At 68.0% G+C, this 22,290-nt stretch carries 15 protein-coding genes; 8 read left to right on the top strand and 7 right to left on the bottom strand.

Translation table 11 applies throughout. The features are described 5' to 3' along the window. Nucleotides 1–51: 51 nt before the first annotated feature. From GQR91_RS03445 to GQR91_RS03425, 5 genes are all read right to left on the bottom strand, one after another. Nucleotides 52–1,425: a hypothetical protein gene (locus GQR91_RS03445; RefSeq protein ID WP_149681179.1), complete on the bottom strand. Its 1,374-nt coding sequence runs from the start codon at nucleotides 1,423–1,425 to the stop codon at nucleotides 52–54. 117 nt (nucleotides 1,426–1,542) lie between these two features. Further along, nucleotides 1,543–3,723 (bottom strand): GumC family protein, encoded by a 2,181-nt coding sequence (locus GQR91_RS03440; RefSeq protein WP_160146728.1) that lies wholly within the window; start codon nucleotides 3,721–3,723, stop codon nucleotides 1,543–1,545. Between the two features lie 15 nt (nucleotides 3,724–3,738). Further along, nucleotides 3,739–4,599 (bottom strand): UTP--glucose-1-phosphate uridylyltransferase, encoded by an 861-nt coding sequence (locus GQR91_RS03435; protein WP_112381486.1) that lies wholly within the window; start codon nucleotides 4,597–4,599, stop codon nucleotides 3,739–3,741. Between the two features lie 245 nt (nucleotides 4,600–4,844). Then, nucleotides 4,845–5,783, bottom strand: coding sequence for a hypothetical protein (locus tag GQR91_RS03430; RefSeq protein ID WP_149681177.1), 939 nt, complete (start codon nucleotides 5,781–5,783; stop codon nucleotides 4,845–4,847). A 63-nt stretch (nucleotides 5,784–5,846) separates the two neighbouring features. Further along, nucleotides 5,847–7,160: an aldehyde dehydrogenase family protein gene (locus tag GQR91_RS03425; RefSeq protein ID WP_149681176.1), complete on the bottom strand. Its 1,314-nt coding sequence runs from the start codon at nucleotides 7,158–7,160 to the stop codon at nucleotides 5,847–5,849. A gap of 316 nt (nucleotides 7,161–7,476) precedes the next feature. On the opposite strand from GQR91_RS03425, the gene GQR91_RS03420 reads away from it, so the two are divergent. The 4 genes from GQR91_RS03420 to GQR91_RS03405 all read left to right on the top strand — a co-directional run bounded on the left by GQR91_RS03420 (nucleotide 7,477) and on the right by GQR91_RS03405 (nucleotide 11,823). After that, entirely contained in the window at nucleotides 7,477–8,829 is a 1,353-nt protein-coding gene (locus GQR91_RS03420) for a UDP-glucose dehydrogenase family protein (protein ID WP_149681175.1), read from the top strand. Further along, nucleotides 8,826–9,833, top strand: coding sequence for an SDR family NAD(P)-dependent oxidoreductase (locus GQR91_RS03415; protein ID WP_149681174.1), 1,008 nt, complete (start codon nucleotides 8,826–8,828; stop codon nucleotides 9,831–9,833). Before GQR91_RS03420 ends, GQR91_RS03415 begins: the two co-directional genes overlap by 4 nt. Nucleotides 9,834–9,896: 63 nt before the next feature. Next, entirely contained in the window at nucleotides 9,897–11,099 is a 1,203-nt protein-coding gene (locus GQR91_RS03410; protein WP_149681173.1) for a glycosyltransferase family 4 protein, read from the top strand. Nucleotides 11,100–11,652: 553 nt separating this feature from the next. Next, the gene (locus tag GQR91_RS03405) at nucleotides 11,653–11,823 is read left to right on the top strand and encodes a Flp family type IVb pilin (protein ID WP_149681477.1); all 171 of its coding nucleotides are present in this window, start codon (nucleotides 11,653–11,655) and stop codon (nucleotides 11,821–11,823) included. An 84-nt stretch (nucleotides 11,824–11,907) separates the two neighbouring features. Here the strand turns inward: GQR91_RS03405 and GQR91_RS03400 are convergent, their stop codons facing one another. Continuing rightward, nucleotides 11,908–12,189, bottom strand: coding sequence for a hypothetical protein (locus GQR91_RS03400; protein WP_149681172.1), 282 nt, complete (start codon nucleotides 12,187–12,189; stop codon nucleotides 11,908–11,910). Between the two features lie 249 nt (nucleotides 12,190–12,438). Between GQR91_RS03400 and GQR91_RS03395 the strand changes: the two genes are divergently transcribed. The 4 genes from GQR91_RS03395 (at nucleotide 12,439) to GQR91_RS03380 (ending at nucleotide 17,251) form a co-directional block, all read left to right on the top strand. After that, nucleotides 12,439–14,634 carry a calcium-binding protein gene (locus tag GQR91_RS03395; protein WP_149681171.1) on the top strand — a complete coding sequence of 732 codons (2,196 nt, stop codon included), beginning with the start codon at nucleotides 12,439–12,441 and terminating at the stop codon, nucleotides 14,632–14,634. A 144-nt stretch (nucleotides 14,635–14,778) separates the two neighbouring features. Next, nucleotides 14,779–15,972 (top strand): glycosyltransferase, encoded by a 1,194-nt coding sequence (locus GQR91_RS03390; RefSeq protein WP_149681170.1) that lies wholly within the window; start codon nucleotides 14,779–14,781, stop codon nucleotides 15,970–15,972. After that, on the top strand, nucleotides 15,969–16,529 hold the full coding sequence (locus GQR91_RS03385; protein WP_112381478.1) for a polysaccharide biosynthesis/export family protein: 561 nt from the start codon (nucleotides 15,969–15,971) through the stop codon (nucleotides 16,527–16,529). The genes GQR91_RS03390 and GQR91_RS03385 overlap by 4 nt, the downstream gene beginning before the upstream one ends. Continuing rightward, nucleotides 16,529–17,251, top strand: a complete 723-nt coding sequence (locus GQR91_RS03380; RefSeq protein WP_149681169.1) for a serine O-acetyltransferase — start codon at nucleotides 16,529–16,531, stop codon at nucleotides 17,249–17,251. The genes GQR91_RS03385 and GQR91_RS03380 overlap by 1 nt, the downstream gene beginning before the upstream one ends. Nucleotides 17,252–17,360: 109 nt before the next feature. Here GQR91_RS03380 and GQR91_RS19460 read toward each other — a convergent pair whose 3' ends face one another. Next, nucleotides 17,361–22,286 (bottom strand): beta strand repeat-containing protein, encoded by a 4,926-nt coding sequence (locus tag GQR91_RS19460; protein WP_149681168.1) that lies wholly within the window; start codon nucleotides 22,284–22,286, stop codon nucleotides 17,361–17,363. Nucleotides 22,287–22,290 lie beyond the last annotated feature (4 nt).

The raw sequence follows: 22,290 nt of genomic DNA, 5'->3' as shown, positions 1-22,290 counted from the left end.
CGCTAGGCGCAAGAGGTGAAATCCAAGATAATAGAGCGCGTTGTTCCGGTTCTATCGGACCAGAGACGCACCCATTTCGGATCGATGGGCCATGGGTAGCGGGCGGCGCCACCGCGGGCGTGCGGCCGCGGCCCGGGCCTGGAAGATCGTGTAGCCGCACAGGAAACCGTAAAGGCCCAGCCCCTCCACCTGCCAGAAGGGCATGGTCGCCATGTTGAGGAGGAAGAAGGCGAAGTGCGCGGCGACCAGCTTGATGCGCTCACCCGCGGCGCGAAAGGCGGCGGCGGCCATGACGATCCACAGCAGCACCATCGCGGCGACCCCGAACAGGCCGAGTTCGTAGAGCGTGCCGACCAGCGTGTTGTGCGGATAGACCTTGAACAGCCCTTCCCAGCTTTCCGGGCCGAAGCCGACCAGTGTCTGGACGGCGCCGCCCTCCTTCCACGCGTACAGATAGCTGCTCCAGATCAGCGGGCGGGCCGACATGACCTGGCGATCGGCATAGTCGAATTCGCGGGGGGGTTTGATGAGCTGGCCGGGGTGGGAGAGGAAGGTGACGAGGTCGGCGAACTTGTCGGCATAGAGGATGGCGGCGAGGGACAGGACGACGGTGCCGCCGACGAGTGCGCTCGTCGCCATGAAGGCGCGCTGTTCGCGCCGGACGCTGACCGTCATGCCCATGAAGAAGGTGGCGGCGGCGAGCGGGGCGAGGGCGAGGATCGAGGTGCGGTATCCGGCGAGCTGGATGCCGATCAGGGTGACAAAGAGGAAGGCGATGCGGATGGCGGGGCGGACCGAGCGGGCGAAGCAGCCGACGGTGAAGCCCGCCACCAGTGCGACCGAGAAGGCGCCTTCGTGGTTATAGCCGCCGATCCAGACCAGACCGTCGCCGGTTTCCGACCCCTTGGGCAGATGCAGCACCACTGACAGCGCCTGGAAGACGAGCAGCGGCAGGAAGGCGACCAGCGCCCAGCCGATGAAGCGCCCCTCCGGATCGAGGCGCAGCGCCTGGAACACGGCAACCGCGATGACGATCAGATAGGCGTATTTGACCGCGGTGTTGATGCCGCCGGCGGGATCGTGGTTGAGCACCGCGCTGACCATCGCGACGGCGATGATGAGATAGATCGGCAGCAATTGCCGGATGGCGAGATTGGCGGGGCGGACGATGAAGGCGAGCCCGATCGCGGTGACGCCGATCGACAGGAGCGCATTGCCCGACAGCCCGGCGCCGAGCCGCTTGAACATGTAGATGTGATAGGCGCCCGCGATGTAGCGGAGCCAGAGCGCGATGATGACGAACTTGCCCGGCACGCTGGCCGTGTTGCGGATCGCCATGACCAGCGGCACGATGAGCAGCAGCGTGACGGGGACGAGGACGCCGAGGCCGAAGGCGGGGCCGTAGCTGGAGAGGGTGGCGTTCATTTGTACCGCCCCTCCCCTTCAGGGGAGGGGTTGGGGGTGGGGCCTGTCCGCAGGCGCAGCGTTTGGGGGGGCGCCCCACCCCAACCCCTCCCCTGAAGGGGAGGGGCTTTTTCGTGCCTACCCCGCATAATAGCTGCTGTATTCGCGCAGATAGTAGCTGGCGTCGCCGAAGCCGGAGCGGGCGTGGTCGCGCATGTCGATCAGGGTCATGGCGACGCCCAGGACGTTGGCCTGGACGTCGTGGAGTTGGCGCAGCGCGATGCCGGCGGCCTTGGCGGGGGTATTGCGCCAGCGGACGAGGAAGACGACGCCATCGGCCATGCTGGCCAGGACGCGGGCCTCGTCGACCGGCAGGACGGGGGGCGTGTCGAGCAGGATGAGGTCGTAGCGTTCGCGCAAGTGTTCGAGCAGGTCCGCGAAGCGGGTGGTGTCCGACAGGCTGATGCCATCGGCGTTCGGGCGCTGCGGCAGCAGGTCGGCGTTGGTCAGCGCATCCTTGATGATCGCCTGATCCAGCGTGGCATTGCCGTCGATCACCTCGTCCAGCCCGACCTCGACCCGCTCGGCGAATTCGCGGCTGAAGGCGCGGCGGCGGGCGTCGCAGTCGATGAGGAGGACGCGTGCGCCGGCACTGGCGGCCGCGCGGGCGAGCGCCATGGCGGTGGTCGTCTTGCCCTCGCCCGGCACCGAGGAGGTGATCGCGACGACGCGCATCGGCGAGCCGGACTGCGCGAACTGGATCGAGGTGCGCAGCGTCCGGAACGCCTCGGCAAAGACCGATTGCGGGCGTTTCAGCAGCAATTCCGCCGGCGGCGCGGGCAGGCCGCCCTTGCGATAGGCGGGCAGCGTGCGCGCATCGGGGATGGAGGCGAGCGTGGGCAGGCCCAGCGTCCGTTCGACCGCCTCGCCGGTTTCCAGCCCGCGTTCGAGCAGTTGCAGGAGAAGAACGAGCAGGGCGGCGACACCGAGGCCGCCGACGATCGCCATGGCGGCATACATCAGCGCCTTGGGGCTGCTGGGCCCACCGGGAACGCGCGCCTTGCTGACCACATAGGAGTCGGAGCGTTCGAGGCCTGCCTGCGCCACCGTCTGGCGATACCGGTCGAGAAAGGCCTGGTAAAGCGTGCGGGCGGATTCGGCGTTGCGCTCCAGCTCGTTCAGCCGGACCGAGGCTTCGTTGTCGCCGGCCAGGCGGCCGCGCGCCGCGGCGATCGATCCGGACAGCGAGGCGGCGCGCTGTGCCGCGATCGTTGCCTGGTTCGAGACGTTGGCGACGACGCGGCCGACCTCCGCCTTGATCTGTTCGTCGGTGGAGGCGAGTTCGCCGCGCGCCCGCACCAGTTCGGGATGGATCGGGCCATAACGCTTTTCCAGCGCGGCGACCTCGCGCGCGGCCTGGGCGCGTTGCGAGCGAAGGGCACTGACCACGGGCGAATCGAGCGACTCGCCCAGTTCCTCGCCGCTGCGGCCGCGCGCCAGTTGCGCGCGCGCGGTGGACAGGCGCGCCTGGGCGGCGGCGTTCTCGGCCTGTGCCTGGGCGAGTTGGGTGGACAGGTTGGACATCTCCTCCTGCGTCACCGTGCTGGCGCTGGAGAGGGCGAACAGGTTGTGCGAGGCGCGGTAGTCGGCGACCGCGCGTTCGGCGCCGAGCACCTGGACGCGCAGTTGCTGGAGCCGCTGTTCGAGGAAGGTGCGGGCGCGGGCGGTGGCCTGGGTCTTCACCCCGGTCTGGCCGGCGACATATTCCTCGATGATCGCGTTCGTCACCTTGGCGGTCTGGATCGCCTCGTCCCCCTCGAAGGTGACGCTGATCGCGTAGGACAGGCCGTCCCGCTTCACCAGCAGGTTGCCGAGGATGGTGCCGATCGCGCGCTGGCGGCCGATCAGGTCGGGCTGGCCGGCGGGGGGCGCGGGCTGATCCTCCAGCGCCTTGTTGAAATTGGGGTCGCGTTCGAGATGCAGCCGGTCGACGACGCGGCCGATCAGCTCGGGCGAGCGCAGGATCTGCACCTCGGTATCCACCGCCGCCGAGTCGGGATCGACCGTGGGGGTGATCGCATCGACGTTGATGACCTTTTCACGGCTGCGATCCAGCGCCACCTGCGCGGTGGCGGTGTAGCGCGGCTCCGCCGTCAGATAGGCGGCGGTGGCAAGGACGATGGCCGCCAGCACCGAGGCTGCGATCACCATCCAGCGGCGCCGGATGATGCCGAAGATGCGATGCAGGTCGATCAGCGCGGCCCGATCCACCTGCGGATCGGGGGCGTCGTGGCGGGGACCCTGGGGCCGGCGGACCATCGCGTCCATGGGGCCTTACGCCGCCGTCGCCATGAAGGCGCGGACCGCAGGCGCGATATCCGGCCGCTGGAGCGCCAGCGCGATCGTCGCGGTCACGAAACCGGCCTTGTCGCCGCAATCATAGCGCGTGCCGCGAAAGGTGACGCCGTGAAATGCCTGTTGCCCGATCAGGCGGGCGAGCGCGTCGGTCAGCTGGATCTCGCCGCCCGCACCCTCTTCCTGGCCGGCGAGGATATCCATGACCTCGGGCTGGAGGATGTAGCGGCCGATGACGCCGAGATTGGAGGGCGCATCGGCAGGGGCGGGCTTTTCGACCAGCCCCTTCACCTCGGTCACCGCGCCGAAGCGCTCGCCCGGCGTGACGATGCCGTATTTGGCGGTATCCTGGGGTGCGACCTCCTCGGTGCAGATCAGGTTGCCGCCGCGTTCGTTATACGCCTCCACCATCTGCTTCAGGCAGCCGGGGCGACCGACCATGAGATCGTCGGGGAGCAGCACCGCGAACGGCTCGTCGCCGACGACACGGCGGGCGCACCAGACGGCGTGGCCGAGGCCGAGCGGTTCCTGTTGCCGGATGACGGTGATGTCGCCGGGCGAGATGCGGGTATCGTCCAGCACGCCAAGCGACTTGCCGCGGCGGCTCATCGTTTCCTCAAGCTCGAAGGCATGGTCGAAATGATCCTCGATCATCCCCTTGCCGCGGCTGGTGACGAAGATGAACTGTTCGATCCCCGCCTCGCGCGCCTCGTCCACCGCATATTGGATCAGCGGGCGATCGACGACGGGCAGCATCTCCTTGGGCATCGACTTGGTCGCAGGCAGGAAGCGCGTTCCCATTCCGCCGATCGGGAAGACCGCCTTGCGTAGCTTTCGCATGTTCCACCCTCTTCATGATTGCGCCGTGCCCGAGCGCCAAGGGCGCGGGGGCACGGGCGGGAAACCAGCGTCGGAAACGGGGAGATGACTGACGTGGACACCGGGCCGGATCGGCGCGCGGCAACCGCTCTTCATGCCATGTCCTCGTCTGACACGGCCATGCTGCGCCGCTGCGCTGCATCGCAGCAAGATGCCGGCGTTGAACTGTGTGCAAAGCGCGCCCGGAAGAATAATCTTCAGGTAATTCAAAGGCGAGGCGGCGCACCGGCAAATTGAATGCCACCGGCGACACCGGCTTTACCCTGACGACGGACCAGTGGCGTACCCTTTGGCACCTGAATATCATGCGTGCCGATGACGAGGCGGACCGGTCCGTCATGCACGTCGAAAATGGGGTACCCCGTCGTGCTGCGCACCACCAGATGGTCGATACGGATCACCGGCGGCTCGGCACCGGGCGACTTGGCGCCCATCAGCATGAAGTGGACGGTGTCGCCGATGCCGCCGGTCTTACGCGGTTCGATGCTGGTCAGCCGGGTGGCATGGATGCTGGACCACAGCCGGTAGTTGCGCGCGTTGCGCCCGCTGACGCAGTCGTCGAGCAGGGTTTCGGTCGATTTCAGGTCGAAGCCGCCATCGCTATTGTCCCAGGCGGCGCATTTGCGGAAGATCAGCCGGGCATTGCCCCGTTCCGACGAAAAGCCGTCGCCGTTCCAGTAGCGCTTCTCGCCACGCTGCCAGCAAAAGCCGCGCATCGTGCAGCGTTCGAGCCGGAAATCATGCGCTTCGCCCATGAACGCGATGCCGACGGGCAGGTCGTGCGCGCCGGTGGTGCGGATGCCGCTGGCGTGCACATCCTCGAACACGCCGTGATGGCTGTTGTAACGGATCCGCGCGAAGCTGCGCGTCAGGCCGGTGGCGCGGGCGCCGCGGACGTGGAGGCCGACGCAATCGGCACGCGCATCGCGGCTGATGGCGCCGTTTTCGATGACGCGGTAGCCGCCGGTGACCGCGATATCCTCGATCCGGACATTGCTGACGGGATCGCGAAAGACGAACAGGCCGTTGCCGACATCGCTGGCATGGGTGCCGACGAACCGCTGGCCGGAGCGGACGATATAAACGGGTTCGCCGTCCGCCATGATGCGGGGGCCGGAGCTGCGGCGAAGGACCGGATCGGGCATGACTGGCGCCTCATCATGGCATAGCCGTGCGATGCCAGTGGCTTGCGCCGAGCCGTGGATGGATCAGGGCAGGGCGGGCTGACCCCCGAACCCCATATCCTCGCGCGCGCGCGCGATATCCAGAAGCGGCGGGCGGCAGACGCGGCGGGTCTGGCTCATCCGGCGGAATGCCGCCTCGCCATGCTCGCCCGCCAGCGTCAGGCCGACGGCGGCAGCGACGCGGCCGGGCAGGGCGGGGCCGTTGATCGCGATCGCCGACGATATGGTGCGCGCGAGCACCTGCTGCCGCTCGGCGGCGTCGCGGCCGAAATAGCAGATGGCGAGCGGCTGGCGCCTTTGCGTCTCGGCGATCGCCTCGTCGATCGGGGCATAGTTGCGCATCGGCAGGACGGGGCCGGCAATCTCTTCGCGCAGGATCGCCATGTCGTCGCTGGCATGGCGGACGATGTGGAGCGGCGCGCGGCCCGCGCGGGGGGCGGGCACGGTCAGCACGTCGCCGCCGCGGGCGCGGGCATCCGCCAGCAGCGCATCGATGCGGGCGGTTTCCGCAGGGGTGAGCCGGCTGTCGCCGGCCTGGTCGCCGATGCGCGGGAACAGGTGGGCGGCGGCCCGGAACAGCCAGTTGCCGACCATCTCCTCCTGTTCCGCCGGCACGAGCAGGTAATCGGGGGTGAGCGGCACGCGGCCGGCCCGGACCAGCTTGGCCGCGACGATCCGCTCGGCCGCGCGGGCGAAGTCGGTGGAGCGGCCGAGGATCACCGGCGTCTTGCCCGACCGGTGGATGGTGACGGCGTCGGCGCCGTCATGCCCGGCGCCATGACCGTGCCGACTCGCCGGGCTGCTGACCACCAGTCTGTCGAAGCGCATCGCGGCAAAGGCATCGGCACCGGCGGCGATCGTCAGTTCGGCCGGGTCGAAGGCGGTTGCGACCGCGGTCGCGACCCGTTGCGCCAGATGCGGCGTGGCCGGGTCGAACCGGATCACGACGCGGTTGCCCGCCGCCAGCGCACCGGCGAGCAGGCCCGTGGTGCGGCTGAGCGGCAGCGTATGCGACGCGGCGAGGCCGACCACCCCCAAAGGCTGATAGGCGATATAGTCGTCGCCGCGCGTCATCCGGCCGAGCCAGCCGCCGGCACGCGCGGGCCGCATCCAGTCGCCGACCGAGCGTGCGGCATCCCGCAGCGTGGCGAGGGCGGGCGCGACATCGGCATGCAGCGCGGCGGTGACGTCGGGGTGGCGGCCATCGGCGACCAGCGCGTGGCACAAGGCCTCCGCCTGTCCCTCCACGATGGCGGCGGCACGGGCGAGCCGGTCCTGTCGCATGGCCAGCGACACGGGCAATTCGGCAAGAAATGCAGCACGTTGTGCAAGGGTCATGATGGATGCCGACGAGAGTGCACGCTTCTTTTACCTTAACGGCCGAACGAGGCAACATCGGGACGAGCCGTTGCACATCCTTGCCATGTTGCGTCGCAACGTTCATCTTCCCGCAAGGATTACTCCGCCGGGTTGTTGCTGACCCGGCGGTCAATAGTGTGGTTGCGTTCTCAACATCTTGAGTAATTGAGTAAAAACTTCGTTTCGCCGCCGGATTCACTCGGCTCGAAGCTACTACGTTGACGGTACGGCCCGGCACGCCGACTGTTCGCAAGCGCAGCAGAGAATACCATCTCCGAACGAGGGAGCAGACGATATGCGGATCGTGATGATCGGATCGGGTTATGTGGGCCTGGTGTCCGGCGCGTGCTTTGCCGATTTCGGCCACGACGTGGTGTGCGTCGACAAGGACGCGGCCAAGATCATGAAGCTGAAGGCCGGTGGCATTCCCATCTACGAGCCCGGCCTGGAGGATCTGGTATCCAAGAACGTGGCGGCGGGCCGGCTGTCCTTCACCACCGAACTGGCCGCCCCGGTGGCGGCGGCGGACGTGGTGTTCATCGGCGTCGGCACCCCCAGCCGCCGCGGTGACGGCCATGCCGACCTGTCCTATGTCTATGCCGCGGCGCGCGAGATCGCCGGCGCGCTGCACGGCTTCACCGTGATCGTCACCAAGTCGACCGTGCCGGTCGGCACCGGCGACGAGGTGGAGCGGATCATCCGCGAGGTGAACCCGGTCGCCGAGTTCGCCGTCGCCTCAAACCCCGAATTCCTGCGCGAAGGTGCGGCGATCGAGGACTTCAAGCGGCCCGACCGCATCGTCATCGGCATTGAGGACGAGCGCGCACGCGGACCGATGGAGGAGGTGTACCGCCCCCTTTATCTGAACAAGGCACCGGTGCTGTTCACGCGTCGCCGGACCAGCGAACTGATCAAGTACGCCGCCAACGCGTTCCTGGCGATGAAGATCACCTTCATCAACGAGATCGCCGACCTGTGCGAAAAGGTGGGCGCGGACGTGCAGGACATCAGCCGCGGCATCGGGCTGGACAACCGGATCGGGTCCAAATTCCTCCATGCCGGCCCCGGCTATGGCGGATCATGCTTCCCCAAGGATACACTGGCCCTGATGAAGACCGCGCAGGACCATGAATCGCCGGTGCGCCTGATCGAGGCGACGGTGGCGATCAACGACCGCCGCAAGCGTGCCATGGCGCGCAAGGTGCTGAACGCGCTGGACGGCGATGTGCGTGGCAAGACGATCGGCGTGCTGGGCCTGACCTTCAAGCCCAACACCGACGACATGCGCGATGCGCCGTCGCTGTCGATCATCCAGGCGCTGCAGGATGCCGGCGCCACGGTGCGTGCCTATGATCCCGAGGGGATGGAGGCCGCGGCGACGATGCTGACCGGCGTCGAATATGGCCGCTCCGCCTATGACGTGGCTGAAGGCGCGTCGGCGGTGGTGCTGGTGACCGAATGGGACGCGTTCCGCGCGCTCGACTTCAAGCGGTTGAAGGAGGTCATGGCCGAGCCGGTGCTGGTCGACCTGCGCAACGTCTATCCGCCCAAGCAGATGGAGGCGCTCGGCATCCGCTATTCTAGCGTCGGGCGGCCGAGCGACAGCGAACTGGCCCGCGACGCCGAAGAGACGCTGGCAGCGGCATGACGAACCCCATCCTCGTCACGGGCGCGGCAGGCTTTGTCGGCCACGCGGTCTGCGAACGCCTCCTCGCACGCGGCGAGGCGGTGATCGGCCTCGACAATTTCAACAGCTATTACGAGGTCGCGCTGAAACAGGCGCGGGCCGCGCGACTGGAGGGGCGTGCGGGGTTCGAAATGGTGCGCGGCGACGTGTCCGACCCGGACACGGTGTCGGCGCTGGTCAGGCGGCACGGCATCCGCCGCATCGTCCACCTGGCGGCACAGGCGGGCGTCCGGTACAGCCTGGAGAACCCGTTCGCCTATGAACAGAGCAACCTGAAGGGGCATCTGACGATCCTGGAGGCGGCGCGCCATGCGCCGGATTTCGAGCATCTCGTCTATGCCTCGTCCAGCTCTGTTTACGGCGACCGGCCGATCGGCGGTGAGGGTTTCCGCGAGGATGAGCCGTGCACCGCGCCCGTCTCGCTCTATGCCGCGACCAAACGTTCGTGCGAGCTGATGAGCCAGTCCTACGCCAAGCTTTACGGTTTTCCGCAGAGCGGGTTGCGCTTCTTCACCGTCTATGGCCCCTGGGGCCGGCCGGACATGGCCTATTTCGGCTTCACCCGAAAGATACTGGCGGGCGAGCCGATCGAGGTGTTCGGCGAGGGGAAGATGGCACGCGACTTCACCTATATCGACGACATCGTCGACGGGGTGGTGGGCGTGCTGGACCGGCCGGCGGCGCGCGGTGAGAACCGGCTGCTCAACATCGGCGACTGCAATCCGGTCGGCCTGATGGAGATGATCGCCACGCTGGAGAATGCACTCGGCGTGCCGGCGATCAAGCAGATGCGACCGATGCAGCCGGGCGACGTGACCGCGACCTATGCCGACATCTCGGCGATCGCGGCGCTGACCGGATACAGTCCCAAGGTGCCGCTGGCGCAAGGGATCGCCCGCTTCGCCGACTGGTATCTGAACACCTATGATCGTTGGGAAAGGCCGCCGGTGGCTGCCGTCGCCTGATCCCCGAACAATGCAATCTGGGGGCAGGTGCGATGGGGCGGGAACCGATGCAGGAGTTTGACCATGGTGCAGCGTGCAAGCGCGCATAGCGGTGATGCGACCGAACCGACGATCTGCGTGACGGGCCTGCGTGGCTTCCCGAACGTGATGGGCGGGGTGGAAAGCCATTGCGAGGAATTGCTGCCGCGGATCAAGGCGTTGTGGCCGGCGCACACCTCCGTCGTGCTGGGGCGCGCCGGATATCTGCCCGAGAAGCGCAGCGTGTTCAAAGGCGTGGAGATGGTCGGCGTGCCGTGCCCGCGCCAGAAGCATCTGGAAGCGATACTGGCGACGCTGGTCGCGGTCGTCATGGCATGGCGGCAGGGTGCCAGCCTGGTGCATATCCACGCGATCGGGCCGGGGCTGATGGCGCCGCTGGCGCGCCTGCTGGGCCTGCGCGTGGTGGTGACGCATCACGGCACCGATTATCACCGGGCCAAATGGGGCATCGTCGCCAAGACGGCCTTGCGCTTCGGCGAGTGGCTGGCGCTGACCTTTGCGCACCGGATTATCGCGGTGTCGCCATCGCTGGCGCGGCAGTTGCGCGAAACCTTTCCGGCGCGGGCCGACGACATCCATTATATCCCCAACGGCGCGCCCGAGCTGCCGCGCGATGCAGACCCGAAGCTGGTGCTGGAGCGGCTGGGCATCGACGCGCCGTTCCTGCTGGCGGTGGGCCGGCTGGTACCCGAAAAGGGGCTGCACGACCTGATCGAGGCGTTCGAGCGGTCGTCCTGCACAGCCAAGCTGGTGATCGTCGGTGCAGCGGATCATCAGGACCAGTATGCGAAGTCGCTGCTGGCCCGCGCCGGCGAGCGGGTGGTGTTCGCCGGCGTCCAGTCTCGCGCCACGCTGCGATGCCTGTACGAGCGGTGCACCCTGTTCGTCATGCCCTCCTATCATGAAGGCCTGCCGATCGCCGCGCTGGAGGCGGCGAGTTGCGGGGCCAAGATGCTACTGAGCGATATTCCGGCGTGCCGGGATATCGGGCTGTCGGCGCGCAACTATTTCCCGACCGGCGACGTGGATGTGCTGACCGAGCGGCTGAGCGAGGATTGCGAGCCGCTGGCGATCGACCGTGGCCAGATCCGGCGCCGCTTTTCATGGGACAAGGCGGCGCAGGAGACGATGACAGTATATCGGGCGGCGCTGAGCGCCGATGCCGAGCCGAACGCGGCGCCCGAGGCGGCGCGGGCCGAATGGGACGAGCGCCCCGCACGGACCTGAGTATCGGCGCGGTGTGGTCTTGGGCGTGACGGTCCTCGACGCGTCCGCCTGTTCCGGTGAGATCACAGCGAGGCGATGAAACTTTCCGCCATCGCAGAAGGACATCGACGTTCACCAGGCGGGCAATTGGGAAAAGCATGGCAGGTGATATCACCTGATTGCAAGCACATCGCTTGCGTATTTAACAGCCGCTGGCAAACACCTGCGGCTATCACATTAGATGACGGTAAATTGAAACTCCGGCCCCGACCCTTGAGTCGAGGCCGGAGCCTGTGATGTTTCCCGCTTTGGAAGCATGGAAGATTAGATGCTATGCAGGCCATCGAACGATGGCAAGATTGCTGTCTGCAGAAACCGTAAAAAGAATTTCTTGCAAGATAATATGCTTAGAAAACATATAATTACTATACGAGTATAGGAGCTAAGTGGTTGTGTAAGAGGCGCGTTGTTGTGGCTTTATGCTTCCATTAACTGGCGGGACATAGACAGATCATCGCTTTCCGGGGGTTTCCGGCCAAGCTGAACGCTGATGATCTTGAAACTGGAGCCAGTCATGCAAGCACTTCGTGCTTTTCTGAAGAACAACAAGGGTGCGACCGCCATCGAATATGGCCTGATTGCCGCCCTGATCGCCGTTGCGGCTATCGCCACGATGACGACGCTGGGCAGCAACCTCAACAAGACGTTTTCGAACGTCGCGTCCAACATCGATAAGGCTGGATAAGCGACAGAAGGCACTTGTGCCTTGGATTGGTGCGAACGTTGGACGGATGTTCAACGTTCGCACGATTACTTAAATACCCTGCTATTACGCGTGATGTCGCGTGAGACCTTCGTGAATTGCGGCATAGTCGCTCTGCGCTACACGGCCATCAATCTGAATATCGTCGGCGACAAGCCGCGCTCGTGCGATCAGCGGCCGCCAAGTACCGTCCGAACATTCCCAGCTGCGAATTTTCCACCCTGCTCCTTCCGGCACGATATCTAAAGGCGGACCTTCGCTCATGATCTCGGCCGCTGCCGCTTTGTCGAGCGTCACACTACCGGTAAGCGCAACGCTGCCGGCGAGCAGCGTACGGCGGTTCATCATTGCGGCCTCCACGATCCATATAGGTTAACGCGTTGAAATCCATGCGCATATACTCGCCCGAAAGAGCTATGATCTAGATCAGGCTTCGGGGGTGGGCAGCAGTGTCATCGCGCATCGGCAACGAGCGCGCCATGGGGCCGCGGCTGACCGGCTTGTCCGCGCGACCGATCGCCAGAACAGAACAGCAGCATCGAGCGGCGGCGGGACGAGCCTTTCATGTCTCATGCACGCACGGGGTCTGTTGAAGTCATGGCTAATTTCTACGTCTCGCCGACCGGGGCCGGCGACAGGAGCGGCAAGGATATCGCCAATGCCGCATCGATCGGATCGATGAACACGCTGATCGGCAAGGCAGGCCCGGGCGGGCAGGTGCTGATGATCGCGGACCAGGGGGCCTATAAACCCGCCGGCATCATCGGCATTTCCAAGGGAGGCGCCGATGGTGCGCCGGTGACGATCCGCGGGATCGATTCCAAGGGCGCGGCGATGGAAGCGCATATCGTGGGTACCCGCGATACGAGCTGGACCGCAGGCGATGCGCAAGGGGCCGAGATCTTCAAGCTGGGCGCCGGTGCCAGCCATCTGGTGTTCGAGGATCTGCAGATCGACCATGCCGGCACCGCGTTCCGGGTGACCGCGGATATCGCGAACCTAACCATCCAGCGGGTGGATGCGGCCAATGTCGGTCGCTTCTTCGAAAATCTGGCGAGCGGATCGAGCGCGACCGCGACGATCGCGGGGCTGACCATTCGCGACGTCGATGTGACGGGCTTCTCGCGCACGGCGATCCGCCTGCAATATGACACGCATGACGTGGACGTGGCGGGCGTCACCATCGACATGGCCGGGCAGACGGGGGACGGCATGCCGGCCGGCATCCATCTGGACGGCACCGTGCACGGGGTGACGGTGCGCGGCGTGACGGTGCAGAATGTGCTGAGCACCACCGGCGGCTATCTGAACGGCGACGGCTTTGCGTCGGAGCGCGGCGTGTACGATGTGGCGTTCATCGACACGGTGGCGCGCGGCAACAGCGATGGCGGCTATGATCTGAAGTCGGAGAACACCACGCTGCTGCGTACCCTGTCGGAGGAGAATGGCCGCAACTACCGGCTATGGGGATCGGCGACGCTGACCGATGCGGTGGGGCGCAATCCGGTGTGGCGCGGGGGATCGTCGGAGCAGAACCAGCTGTGGCTGGACAGCGCGGCCAAGGTGACGGTGAACGGCGGCAGCTTCGAGGATGCGGGATCGCGTACCAAGGTGATCTCGTCCACCGGGCAACTGGTGCTGAAGGACGTGGCGATCACGCATTCGGACCTGGCGACGGTGATGACCAAGGCTAGCGAGGCGGGGCTGTCCGGCTGGGACAGCGTGACCGAGACGGTGGTCGCCGATGCGGGCCCTGCCTCGGCGGGGCGGACGACCTTCGAGCCGGCGCAAGGCGCGGTGGTCGCGCCGCCACCCCCGGTCGCCGACGCTCTGGTCGGCACGCTGGGCAGCGATGTGTTCCGGATCGATCACGACGGCGACCGCATCACCGAAGGGGCCGGTGGTGGGCATGACCGGGTCGAGGTGACGCTAAATGCCTACACGCTGGGCGCGAATCTGGAGGATATGGCGCGGATTGGTGGGGGGGCGTTTGCGGGTACGGGCAATGCGCTGGCCAATGTGCTGACCGGGGGAGGGGGCGACGACCGGTTGAGCGGGCTGGAGGGCAATGATGTGCTGGAAGGGGGCGAGGGGCGGGACACGTTGCTGGGCGGCAATGGGGTCGACGTACTGAACGGGGGGAGGGGCGACGATGCGCTGACCGGGGGATGGCAGGGGGATACGCTGGCCGGCGGGGCGGATAACGACGTGCTGATCGGTGACGTCGACTGGGTGAACGGCAAGGGGGCGAACGACGTGCTGGACGGCGGCGCGGGCGACGACCGGGTGATGGGCGATGCCGTGACGCTGTATGGCAGCGGCAAGGGGGGTAATGATCAGGTGGAGGGCGGCGCAGGGGACGACGTGCTGTTCGGCGATGCGGTCACGATGAAGGACAAGGCGGCGGGCGGCGCGGACGTGCTGAGCGGTGGCGATGGCGACGACTGGCTGTACGGCGACGCGCAGTTCTGGACGGCGGGCACGAAGGGCGGCGCGGACCGGCTGGACGGGGGCGCCGGTGACGATCACCTGATCGGCGGGGGCGGCGACGACCGGCTGACCGGCGGCGCGGGGGCGGACTGGTTCGTCTTTGCGCCGGGATCGGGCAAGGACGTGGTGACCGACTTTGCGCACGGCGATGGCGACCGCATCGACCTGGCGGCGTTCCACACCGGTTTCGACCGGTTGCACTGGACCGATACCGCCGATGGCGTGCGCCTGACCCTGGGCGGCGACACCGTGCTGTTGCAGGGGGTGCACACGCTGACCGCTGGAGACCTGTTCTTCGGTTGAGCTGCAACCCCTTGGTATCGATGGCGATTAGGTGAACCGCCCCGTTGCGGCGGTGGAACGGGTTAGCCGTGGTGCACCGCAGCATCGGCGCGTGATAGGCTTGCAAGATCGGCGGCCCCCGGGCCCCGCTTGCGAGGAGGCACGATGCCGGAAAAGAAACGGGTCCTGTTCGTCATCAACTCGCTGGCCGGGGGCGGGGCGGAGCGGGTGCTGACCACGCTGCTTGCCGGGTCGGCCGCCTGGGCGGAACGCTACGACCTGCATCTGGCGCTGCTGGATGACGATCCGCGTGCGTACGGCGTACCCGACTGGGTGCGGGTGACGCAGCTCGATGCGCGGCATGGATTGAAGGCGAGCCTGACGCAGCTTCGTGCGGCGGTGGGGCGGATCGATCCGGCGGTGTCGTTGAGCTTTCTGACCCGCGCCAATGTCGCCAACGCCTTTGCGATGGCGGGCCGGCGGCGGCCATGGCTGATCAGCGAGCGGGTGAATACCTCGGCCCATCTGGGGCGGGGCGCGGGCGCGCTGGCGGCGCGGGCGATGGTGCGGCTGTCCTATCCGCGGGCGCGGCATGTGATCGCGGTGTCGGACGGGGTGGCGGACGATCTGGTCGCCAATTTCGGGGTGAGGCGCGACCGGGTATCGGCGATCGCCAACCCGGTGGATCACGACACGATCCTGGCGCGCGCAGGCGAGGCGGCGGGCTTCGTCCCCGCCGGGCCCTATGTGGTCGCGGTCGGGCGGCTGATGCCGAACAAGAATTTCGCGATGCTGCTGGACGCCTATGCCCGCGCCGCCATTCCGGCACGGCTGGTGATCCTGGGCGAAGGGCCGGAGCGCGCGGCCCTGGAGGCGCAGGCCGCGCGGCTGGGCATCGCCGACCGGGTGGACATGCCCGGCTTCGTCGCCAATCCGTTCGCGATCCTGGCGCGCGCAGAGATGTTCGCGTTGCCGTCCAATGCAGAAGGGTTCCCCAACGGGCTGGTCGAGGCGATGGCGTGCGGGTTGCCGGTGGTGGCGACCAACTGCGCGTCCGGGCCGTCCGAGATTCTGGCGAACCGTGCGCGGAGCGCGGTGACGGGGCCGATGGACGTGCCCGCCGGCGCGCTGGTGCCGACCGACGATGCGGCGGCCTTCGGTGCGGCCTTGCAGGCGGTGTTCGCCGAGCCGCGGCGGCGTGCGGCGGGTGCGGCGGCGCGGACGCGGTCGCAGGATTACGGCGTGGCGCAGGCGACGGCGCGCTACTGGGCGCGGATCGAGGCGGCACTGGTGCCGCGCGGACGACCGGTGCCCGCCCCCTCTGGAGAAATGATCTTGCGTTCGGGAGTGTCGCGATGACGCGTGCGATGGTGATGATGGCGGCGGCGCTGATGATGCTGCCGGCCTGTTCGGGACAGCGGCCGGTGGCGGGGGCGGGCACCGCGCCGCCGCCCGCAACCGCCTTCACCCTGTCGCCGGGCGACAAGGTGAAGATCGCGACCTATGGCGAGGCGTCGCTGACCGGGGATTACGAGGTTTCGCCGGCGGGCACGATCGCCTTTCCGTTGATCGGCGACGTGAAGGCCGCGGGGCTGGGACCGGAGGCCCTGTCGCAGGCGATCCAGGCGCGATTGAAGGCGGGATACCTGCTGGAGCCCAAGGTGTCGGTGCAGGTCGCCAGCTATCGCCCGATCTACATCCTGGGCGAGGTGAAGAAGCCGGGCGAATATCCCTTCACCCAGGGACTGACGATCCGCGGCGCCGTCGCCAAGGCGGACGGCTTCACCTACCGCGCGAACGAGAAGCGCGTGTTCCTGAAGCGCGCGGGCGACGCCGGGGAGACCATCTATCCGCTGTCCGCCGACTTCCCCGTGTTGCCGGGCGACACCATCCGTTTTGCAGAAAGGTATTTCTGATGGACGCGACGATAGGTACGCTGGACCGCGATGTCGTGCTGGGTACGCCAGCCGGGGCGGTGGACAGCAACGAGACGGGCAAGCCGCACAATCGCGGCTGCATCGTCAGCTTCGCCAAGCTGCGCGCGGTGCTGGCCGCGGACCTGTACCGCTATGCGGGGCGCACGTCGGCGGGCGCGTTCGCGAAGCATTACCTGTTCACGCCGGGATTCAAATATACCGTGCTGATGCGCACCGCCGGCTGGCTGCGACTGAAGCCGGCCAAGGCGCTGGGCCTGTATCCGCTGGCCAAGCTGATGCTGCTGCGCGCGCGCTACAAATACGGCTTTGCGATCCCCGAATATACCGAGATCGGGCCGGGGCTGTTCCTGAACCGGTTCGGCGGCTTCTACTTTCACGGCGACGCGAAGGTGGGCAGCAACGTCAACGTGACGCACGGCGTGGTGCTGGGCTTCATGAACCGGGGGCGCGGTGCGGGCGCGCCGGTGGTGGGCGACCGGACATTCATCGGGTCGGGCGCCAAGATCATCGGCGGCCTGGCGATCGGCGCGGATGCCGCGGTCGGCGCGAATGCGGTGGTGACCAAGGACGTGCCGGAGCGCGGCGTGGTCGGCGGGATACCGGCCAAGCTTTTGTCCACGCAAGGGTCGGAGGGGTATATCAACCGGATGGCGCCGGCCGCGATGCTGGCGCGGTGCGAGGGGGCGTTTCGGGGGTTTTAGCCCCTCCCCTTCAGGGGAGGGGTTGGGGTGGGGCCTATCCACGAACGCACCGTATGAGGAAGCGCCCCACCCCCAACCCCTCCCCTGAAGGGGAGGGGCTTGGAAGGGCTTAGCCGAAGAAGAGGTCGCCCTGAGTCAGCGTCGATACGCCGCGCAGGAAGATGGTGTCGGTGTCGCTTAGCGATATGGTCAGGCCGGCAGACGATACGGTGTAGTTCAAGGTATCGAAGCTCAAGCCGTGGCCGCTGAGGTCGATCACGTCGCCATCGCTGCGCGTGAAGTCGGTGATCGTGTCGCGGCCGAAGCTGCCGGCGAAGACGAAGCGGTCGGCCCCGGTGCCGCCGGTCAGCGTATCGGCGCCGCCGCGCGAGCCCGCCGCCATGGTGACCGCGTCGCCATAAAGGATGTCATCGCCCGCGCCGCCGTCGAGCGTGTCCCCGCCACCGATCGCGCCGGTGGCAAAGGTCTCGCCATCGCCGATCAGCACGTCGTTGCCGGCGCCGCCCGTCAACCGGTCGTCCGCGCCGCGGCCCGAGGCGGTAAAGGCGGTGCCGTCGCCGACCAGCCAGTCGTCGCCGTCGCCACCATCGAGCACATCCTTGGCCGCCAGCGAGGATATCCAGTCGGTATCGCCGATCAGCCGGTCGTTGCCCGCGCCTCCATAGAGACGATCGGCCTGCTGGCCGCCCATCAGCCAGTCGTCGCCGGCGTCGCCGTATAGCGCATCCTCGTTCTTGCCGCCGTCGAGCCGGTCCTGGCCGTCGCCGCCGTACAGCGTATCATTGCCATCGTCGCCGAACAGCGTGTCGTTGCCGGCCGCGCCCGACAGGATGTTGGCGGCGGCGCTGCCGTTCAGCACGTCGGACTGCGCGCCGCCGGTGGCGTTTTCGATGCTGACCAGCCGGTCCCCCTCCGCATCGCCGCCGCTGGCGGTGGCATAGCGCAGGTTGATCGTGACGGCGCCGAGCGAGCCGGTATAGTCGGCGGTGTCGAGGCCGGTGCCGCCGTCGAGCAGGTCGGCACCGGCCGCGCCGCGCAGGATGTCGTTGCCGGCGCCACCGGACAGCGTATCGCCGCCGGTGCGGCCGACGATCAGGTTGTTTTCGGCGTTGCCGGTCAGGGTGGCCGCGACGGTGCCGGTATAGACCAGCTCCTCGACATGGTCGGGGAGCAGATAGGTGGCCGCCGCCGTGCGCACCCGGTCGGTGCCGCCGCCGGCCAGTTCGATCACCTGATCGCCGGCCTCGTAGACGACATATTGGTCGTTGCCGGCGCCGCCGGTCATGATGTCGTTGCCCGCACCGCCATCGAGCAGGTCGTCGCCGGCGCCGCCGACCAGCGTGTCGTTGCCGCCGCGCCCGTAGAGCGTGTCGGCGACCAGCGGATCGTCGTTGCCGGTGATGGTGTCGGCATAGTTGGAGCCGACCACGGTTTCGATGCCAAAGAGCCGGTCGCCCTCCGCCTCGCCGCCGGTGTTGACGTTGGTCTGCAGGTTGACGGTGATCGCGGACGACTTGGTGTAATCCGCCTGGTCGCGGCCGCCGCCGCCGACGAGCAGGTCCGCGCCGAGGCCGCCGACCAGCTTGTCGTCCCCGTCCAGCCCGTACAGCGCATCGTCGCCGGTGCTGCCATAGATCGCATTGTCGAGGGCGTTGCCGATGCCGGTGAAGCTGCCCCATGCGGTGTAGCTGAGATCCTCGACATGGTCGGCCAGCGTCAGCGCGTTGAGCGTGGTGCGGACGATATCGGTGCCGCCGCCCTCTGCCTCCATCACCTGGTCTTCGGGCGTATCGACGACATAGGCGTCGTTGCCGGTGCCGCCGATCATGACATCGGCACCCGCCCCGCCATCCAGCGTGTCGTTGCCGGCGCCGCCCTCCAGCCGGTTGGCACCCGCGTCGCCGACCAGCGTGTCGGCAAGGGCGCTGCCGATCACCGCCTCCATTCCGGTCAGGCTGTCGCCGGCCGCATCGCCGCCCGTATGGACGTTGGTGGCGAGATTGATGCGCACTGCCGCGGCGCTGGCGCTGTAATCGGCGGTGTCGAAGCCGGCGCCGCCGTTCAGCAGGTCGGCGCCGGCGCCGCCGGTGAACCACTGGTCGTTGGCATCGCCGGTCAGCGTGTCGGCGAACTGCGTGCCGATAAAGCGTTCGATGCCGGAGAAGCGGTCGCCCGCCGCCTCGCCGCCAGTGCTGGTGCCGGTGGCGAGATCGATGGCGATGGCGACGGCGTTGCGGGAATAGTCGACGGTATCAAAGCCGGCGCCGCCGGTCAGCGTGTCCGCGCCGGCGCCGCCATCCAGCAGGTCGTCGCCGTCGCGCCCGTCGATCAGGTCGTCGCCGTCGCCACCGTGCAGCGCATCGGCGCCGAGGCCGCCCGCCAGCGTGTCGGCGAAGACCGAGCCGCGGACCGCCTCGATACCGACCAACCGGTCGCCCTGCGCATCGCCGCCGCCTTGCGTGTCGAGCGCGAGGTCGATCTGCACCGCGGTGGCGGCGGTGCCGTAATCGGCGGTGTCGAAGCCGTCGCCGCCATCGAGCAGATCGGCACCGGCGCCGCCGGTCAGCGTGTTGGCACCGGCATCGCCGTAGAACGCGTCGTCGTGCGCCGAGCCGATCAGGTCCTCGATACCGATCAGCGTATCGCCATCGGAGGCGGTGCCCGTGCGCAGGTCGACGGTCATGCCGGTGGCGCTGTCCGAATAGTCGGCGGTGTCGCGGCCGGCACCGCCATCGAGCCGGTCGGCGCCACCGCGGCCGGCAAGGCGATCGTCGCCCGCGCCGCCGAACAGCGCGTTGTCGAACGCGTCGCCGGCCAGCATATCGGTGCCGGTGGTGCCGATCACATTCTCGATGCCCGCAAGCGTGTCGCCATCGCCGCCGGTGCCGGTGGCGAGATCGACGGCGACGGCGGCATCGCTGCTGTAATTCACCGTGTCGATGCCGTCGCCACCGGTGATGCTGTCCGCGCCGGCGCCGCCGACGAACCAGTTGGCGCCCGCGTCGCCGGTGAGCGTGTCGGCGAAGGCGGAGCCGACAAGCCGCTCGATGCCAAGGAGACGGTCGCCTTCGGCATCGCCGCCAAGGCCGGTGCCGGCGGACAGGTCGACGGCGACGCCGGTAAAGCTGTCCGAATAGTCGGCGGTGTCGAGGCCGTCGCCGCCGATCAGCGTGTCGGCGCCGGCCCCGCCGACCAGCATGTCGTCGCCGCCACGCCCGTCGATCAGGTCGTCGCCGCCAGCGCCGTCCAGCGTGTCGCCGCCGGCCCCGCCGAGCAGCGCATCGCCAAAGGCGGAGCCGGCGATCGCCTCGATCCCCAGAAGCGTGTCGCCGGCCGCATCGCCGCCGGTGGCGGTGCCGGCGGCAAGGTCGATCGCGATGGCGGCCGCGCTGTCGCGGTACTCCGCCAGGTCGTAGCCGGCACCGCCGTCGAGAAGGTCGGCGCCGGCACCGCCAGCCAGGATGTCGTCCCCTGCGCCGCCCGACAGCCGGTCGTCGCCGGCATTGCCATGGAGGCGGTTGGCGGCGGCGTCGCCGGTCAGGGTGTCGGCGAATGCGGAGCCCTCCACATCCTCGAACCCGTCATACAGGTCGCCGTAAGCGTCGCCGCCGCGGGCCGACAGGTGCGACAGGTCGATGGTCACGCCGGCCGCGCTGTTCGCATAGCTCAGCCGATCGCGGCCGGCGCCGCCGACCAGAATGTCCTCGCCCGCACCACCCTCGATCACGTCGTCGCCGGCATCGCCGACCAGCATGTCGTCGCCCGCGCCGCCGTCGATCCGGTCGTCGCCTGCCCCGCCTAGTGCCATGTCGTCGCCGTCGCCGGTGGACAGGGTATCGGCGGTGGCAGTGCCGGTGACGAGGTCGGCAGCGGGGGTGCCGGTAGCGGCCGGGGCGCGGGAGTCGGTCTGGGTCAGGGTGGCGCCGGTGCCGCGCTTGACCAGGGTGGAGCCGGGGCCGGTGGAGAGGCCGGCATCGATGACGGTCAGGCGGCCGCCCCGCTCGGCGAGGTTGAAGACGGTGGGGGAGCCGGGATCGCCGATCAGCGCGCCGTCGATGGAGGCGCTGGCGTTCGCGCCGAGCCAGACATGCTCGCGATTGCCGCCGGGGGTGGGGGCGCCGGCGTCGAGGCTGACGATGTCGCTCAGTTGCGCATTCGTGCCCCAGAGGCGGATGTTGCGCCCGTTGCCCGAGACGATCGCGCCGTCGACGACGATATTGTCGGTTTTGAGGTCGAGGCCGCCGTCAGAGTTGCCGGTGGCGATGATGTCGCGAAGGGAAATGTTGTAGGTGCCGCGTTCGGTGGCGAAGCCGTCGCCGTTGCGATAGTCGTTCACCGTGTCGAGGGCGTTGCGCATCGCGACGCGCTCCACCGTCACGTCGTGCGCGGTGCCGTCGAGATGGAGGCCGATCGCGAAATTGTCGCCGTCCTGAAACCCGCTGTCGGCGCGGACATCCTGGATGAGGATGTTGGAACTGTCATACTGGACGCGGATCGCGCCCTTGGAATAGCCGGCGATGTCGACGTCGCGGATGGTGAGCGTATCGATCGTCGCGCTGGTGTTCGCGCCCGAGGCGATGTCGTCGAAGAAGCGCGCGACGTTGGTGGCGGCGATCCCCTGCACGGTCAGGTCGGCGATGTCGGCACCGACGCGAAAGGCGGTACCGACATTGTCGAAGGCGAGGTCGCGGAAGACGAGATGGTCGGCTCCGTCCAGCAGGCGCATCACCTCCTCGCCACTGGGGTTGGCGGGGTCGAAGGGGGCGGGGCGGCTGCCGGTGATGGTGGCGTCCATCGGGTTGCCCGCCGAGTCGACGCCGCGAATGGTGACGGGCAGCCCCTCGCGGCCGCCCGCGACGATGGAGAGCGCGTCGGCGGGCGCGGTGTAGGCGCCCTGGTCCGCGATCAACCGCACCTCGCCACCGGGGCCGGCGGCGGCGATCAGCTTTGGCAGGTCGGCGAGCGTGGCGGCGTCGGCGGCGCTCGACCCGTTGCCCGAACCGCTGCCCGTGGGCGAGATGTAGAGTACCGGCATGCCC

The organism is Sphingomonas carotinifaciens (genome assembly GCF_009789535.1).
Lineage (GTDB): Bacteria > Pseudomonadota > Alphaproteobacteria > Sphingomonadales > Sphingomonadaceae > Sphingomonas > Sphingomonas carotinifaciens.
Note: the sequence above shows the minus strand (reverse complement) of the source record. Positions and strands in the feature narration are given on the sequence as shown.

What these genes read in the sequence shown, in the direction of transcription:
- GQR91_RS03445 (WP_149681179.1), bottom strand. Translation starts at nt 1,425, where the DNA reads ATGAACGCCACCCTCTCCAGCTACGGCCCCGCCTTCGGCCTCGGCGTC.
- GQR91_RS03440 (WP_160146728.1), bottom strand. Translation starts at nt 3,723, where the DNA reads ATGGTCCGCCGGCCCCAGGGTCCCCGCCACGACGCCCCCGATCCGCAG.
- GQR91_RS03435 (WP_112381486.1), bottom strand. Translation starts at nt 4,599, where the DNA reads ATGCGAAAGCTACGCAAGGCGGTCTTCCCGATCGGCGGAATGGGAACG.
- GQR91_RS03430 (WP_149681177.1), bottom strand. Translation starts at nt 5,783, where the DNA reads ATGCCCGATCCGGTCCTTCGCCGCAGCTCCGGCCCCCGCATCATGGCG.
- GQR91_RS03425 (WP_149681176.1), bottom strand. Translation starts at nt 7,160, where the DNA reads ATGACCCTTGCACAACGTGCTGCATTTCTTGCCGAATTGCCCGTGTCG.
- GQR91_RS03420 (WP_149681175.1), top strand. Translation starts at nt 7,477, where the DNA reads ATGCGGATCGTGATGATCGGATCGGGTTATGTGGGCCTGGTGTCCGGC.
- GQR91_RS03415 (WP_149681174.1), top strand. Translation starts at nt 8,826, where the DNA reads ATGACGAACCCCATCCTCGTCACGGGCGCGGCAGGCTTTGTCGGCCAC.
- GQR91_RS03410 (WP_149681173.1), top strand. Translation starts at nt 9,897, where the DNA reads ATGGTGCAGCGTGCAAGCGCGCATAGCGGTGATGCGACCGAACCGACG.
- GQR91_RS03405 (WP_149681477.1), top strand. Translation starts at nt 11,653, where the DNA reads ATGCAAGCACTTCGTGCTTTTCTGAAGAACAACAAGGGTGCGACCGCC.
- GQR91_RS03400 (WP_149681172.1), bottom strand. Translation starts at nt 12,189, where the DNA reads ATGATGAACCGCCGTACGCTGCTCGCCGGCAGCGTTGCGCTTACCGGT.
- GQR91_RS03395 (WP_149681171.1), top strand. Translation starts at nt 12,439, where the DNA reads ATGGCTAATTTCTACGTCTCGCCGACCGGGGCCGGCGACAGGAGCGGC.
- GQR91_RS03390 (WP_149681170.1), top strand. Translation starts at nt 14,779, where the DNA reads ATGCCGGAAAAGAAACGGGTCCTGTTCGTCATCAACTCGCTGGCCGGG.
- GQR91_RS03385 (WP_112381478.1), top strand. Translation starts at nt 15,969, where the DNA reads ATGACGCGTGCGATGGTGATGATGGCGGCGGCGCTGATGATGCTGCCG.
- GQR91_RS03380 (WP_149681169.1), top strand. Translation starts at nt 16,529, where the DNA reads ATGGACGCGACGATAGGTACGCTGGACCGCGATGTCGTGCTGGGTACG.
- GQR91_RS19460 (WP_149681168.1), bottom strand. Translation starts at nt 22,286, where the DNA reads ATGCCGGTACTCTACATCTCGCCCACGGGCAGCGGTTCGGGCAACGGG.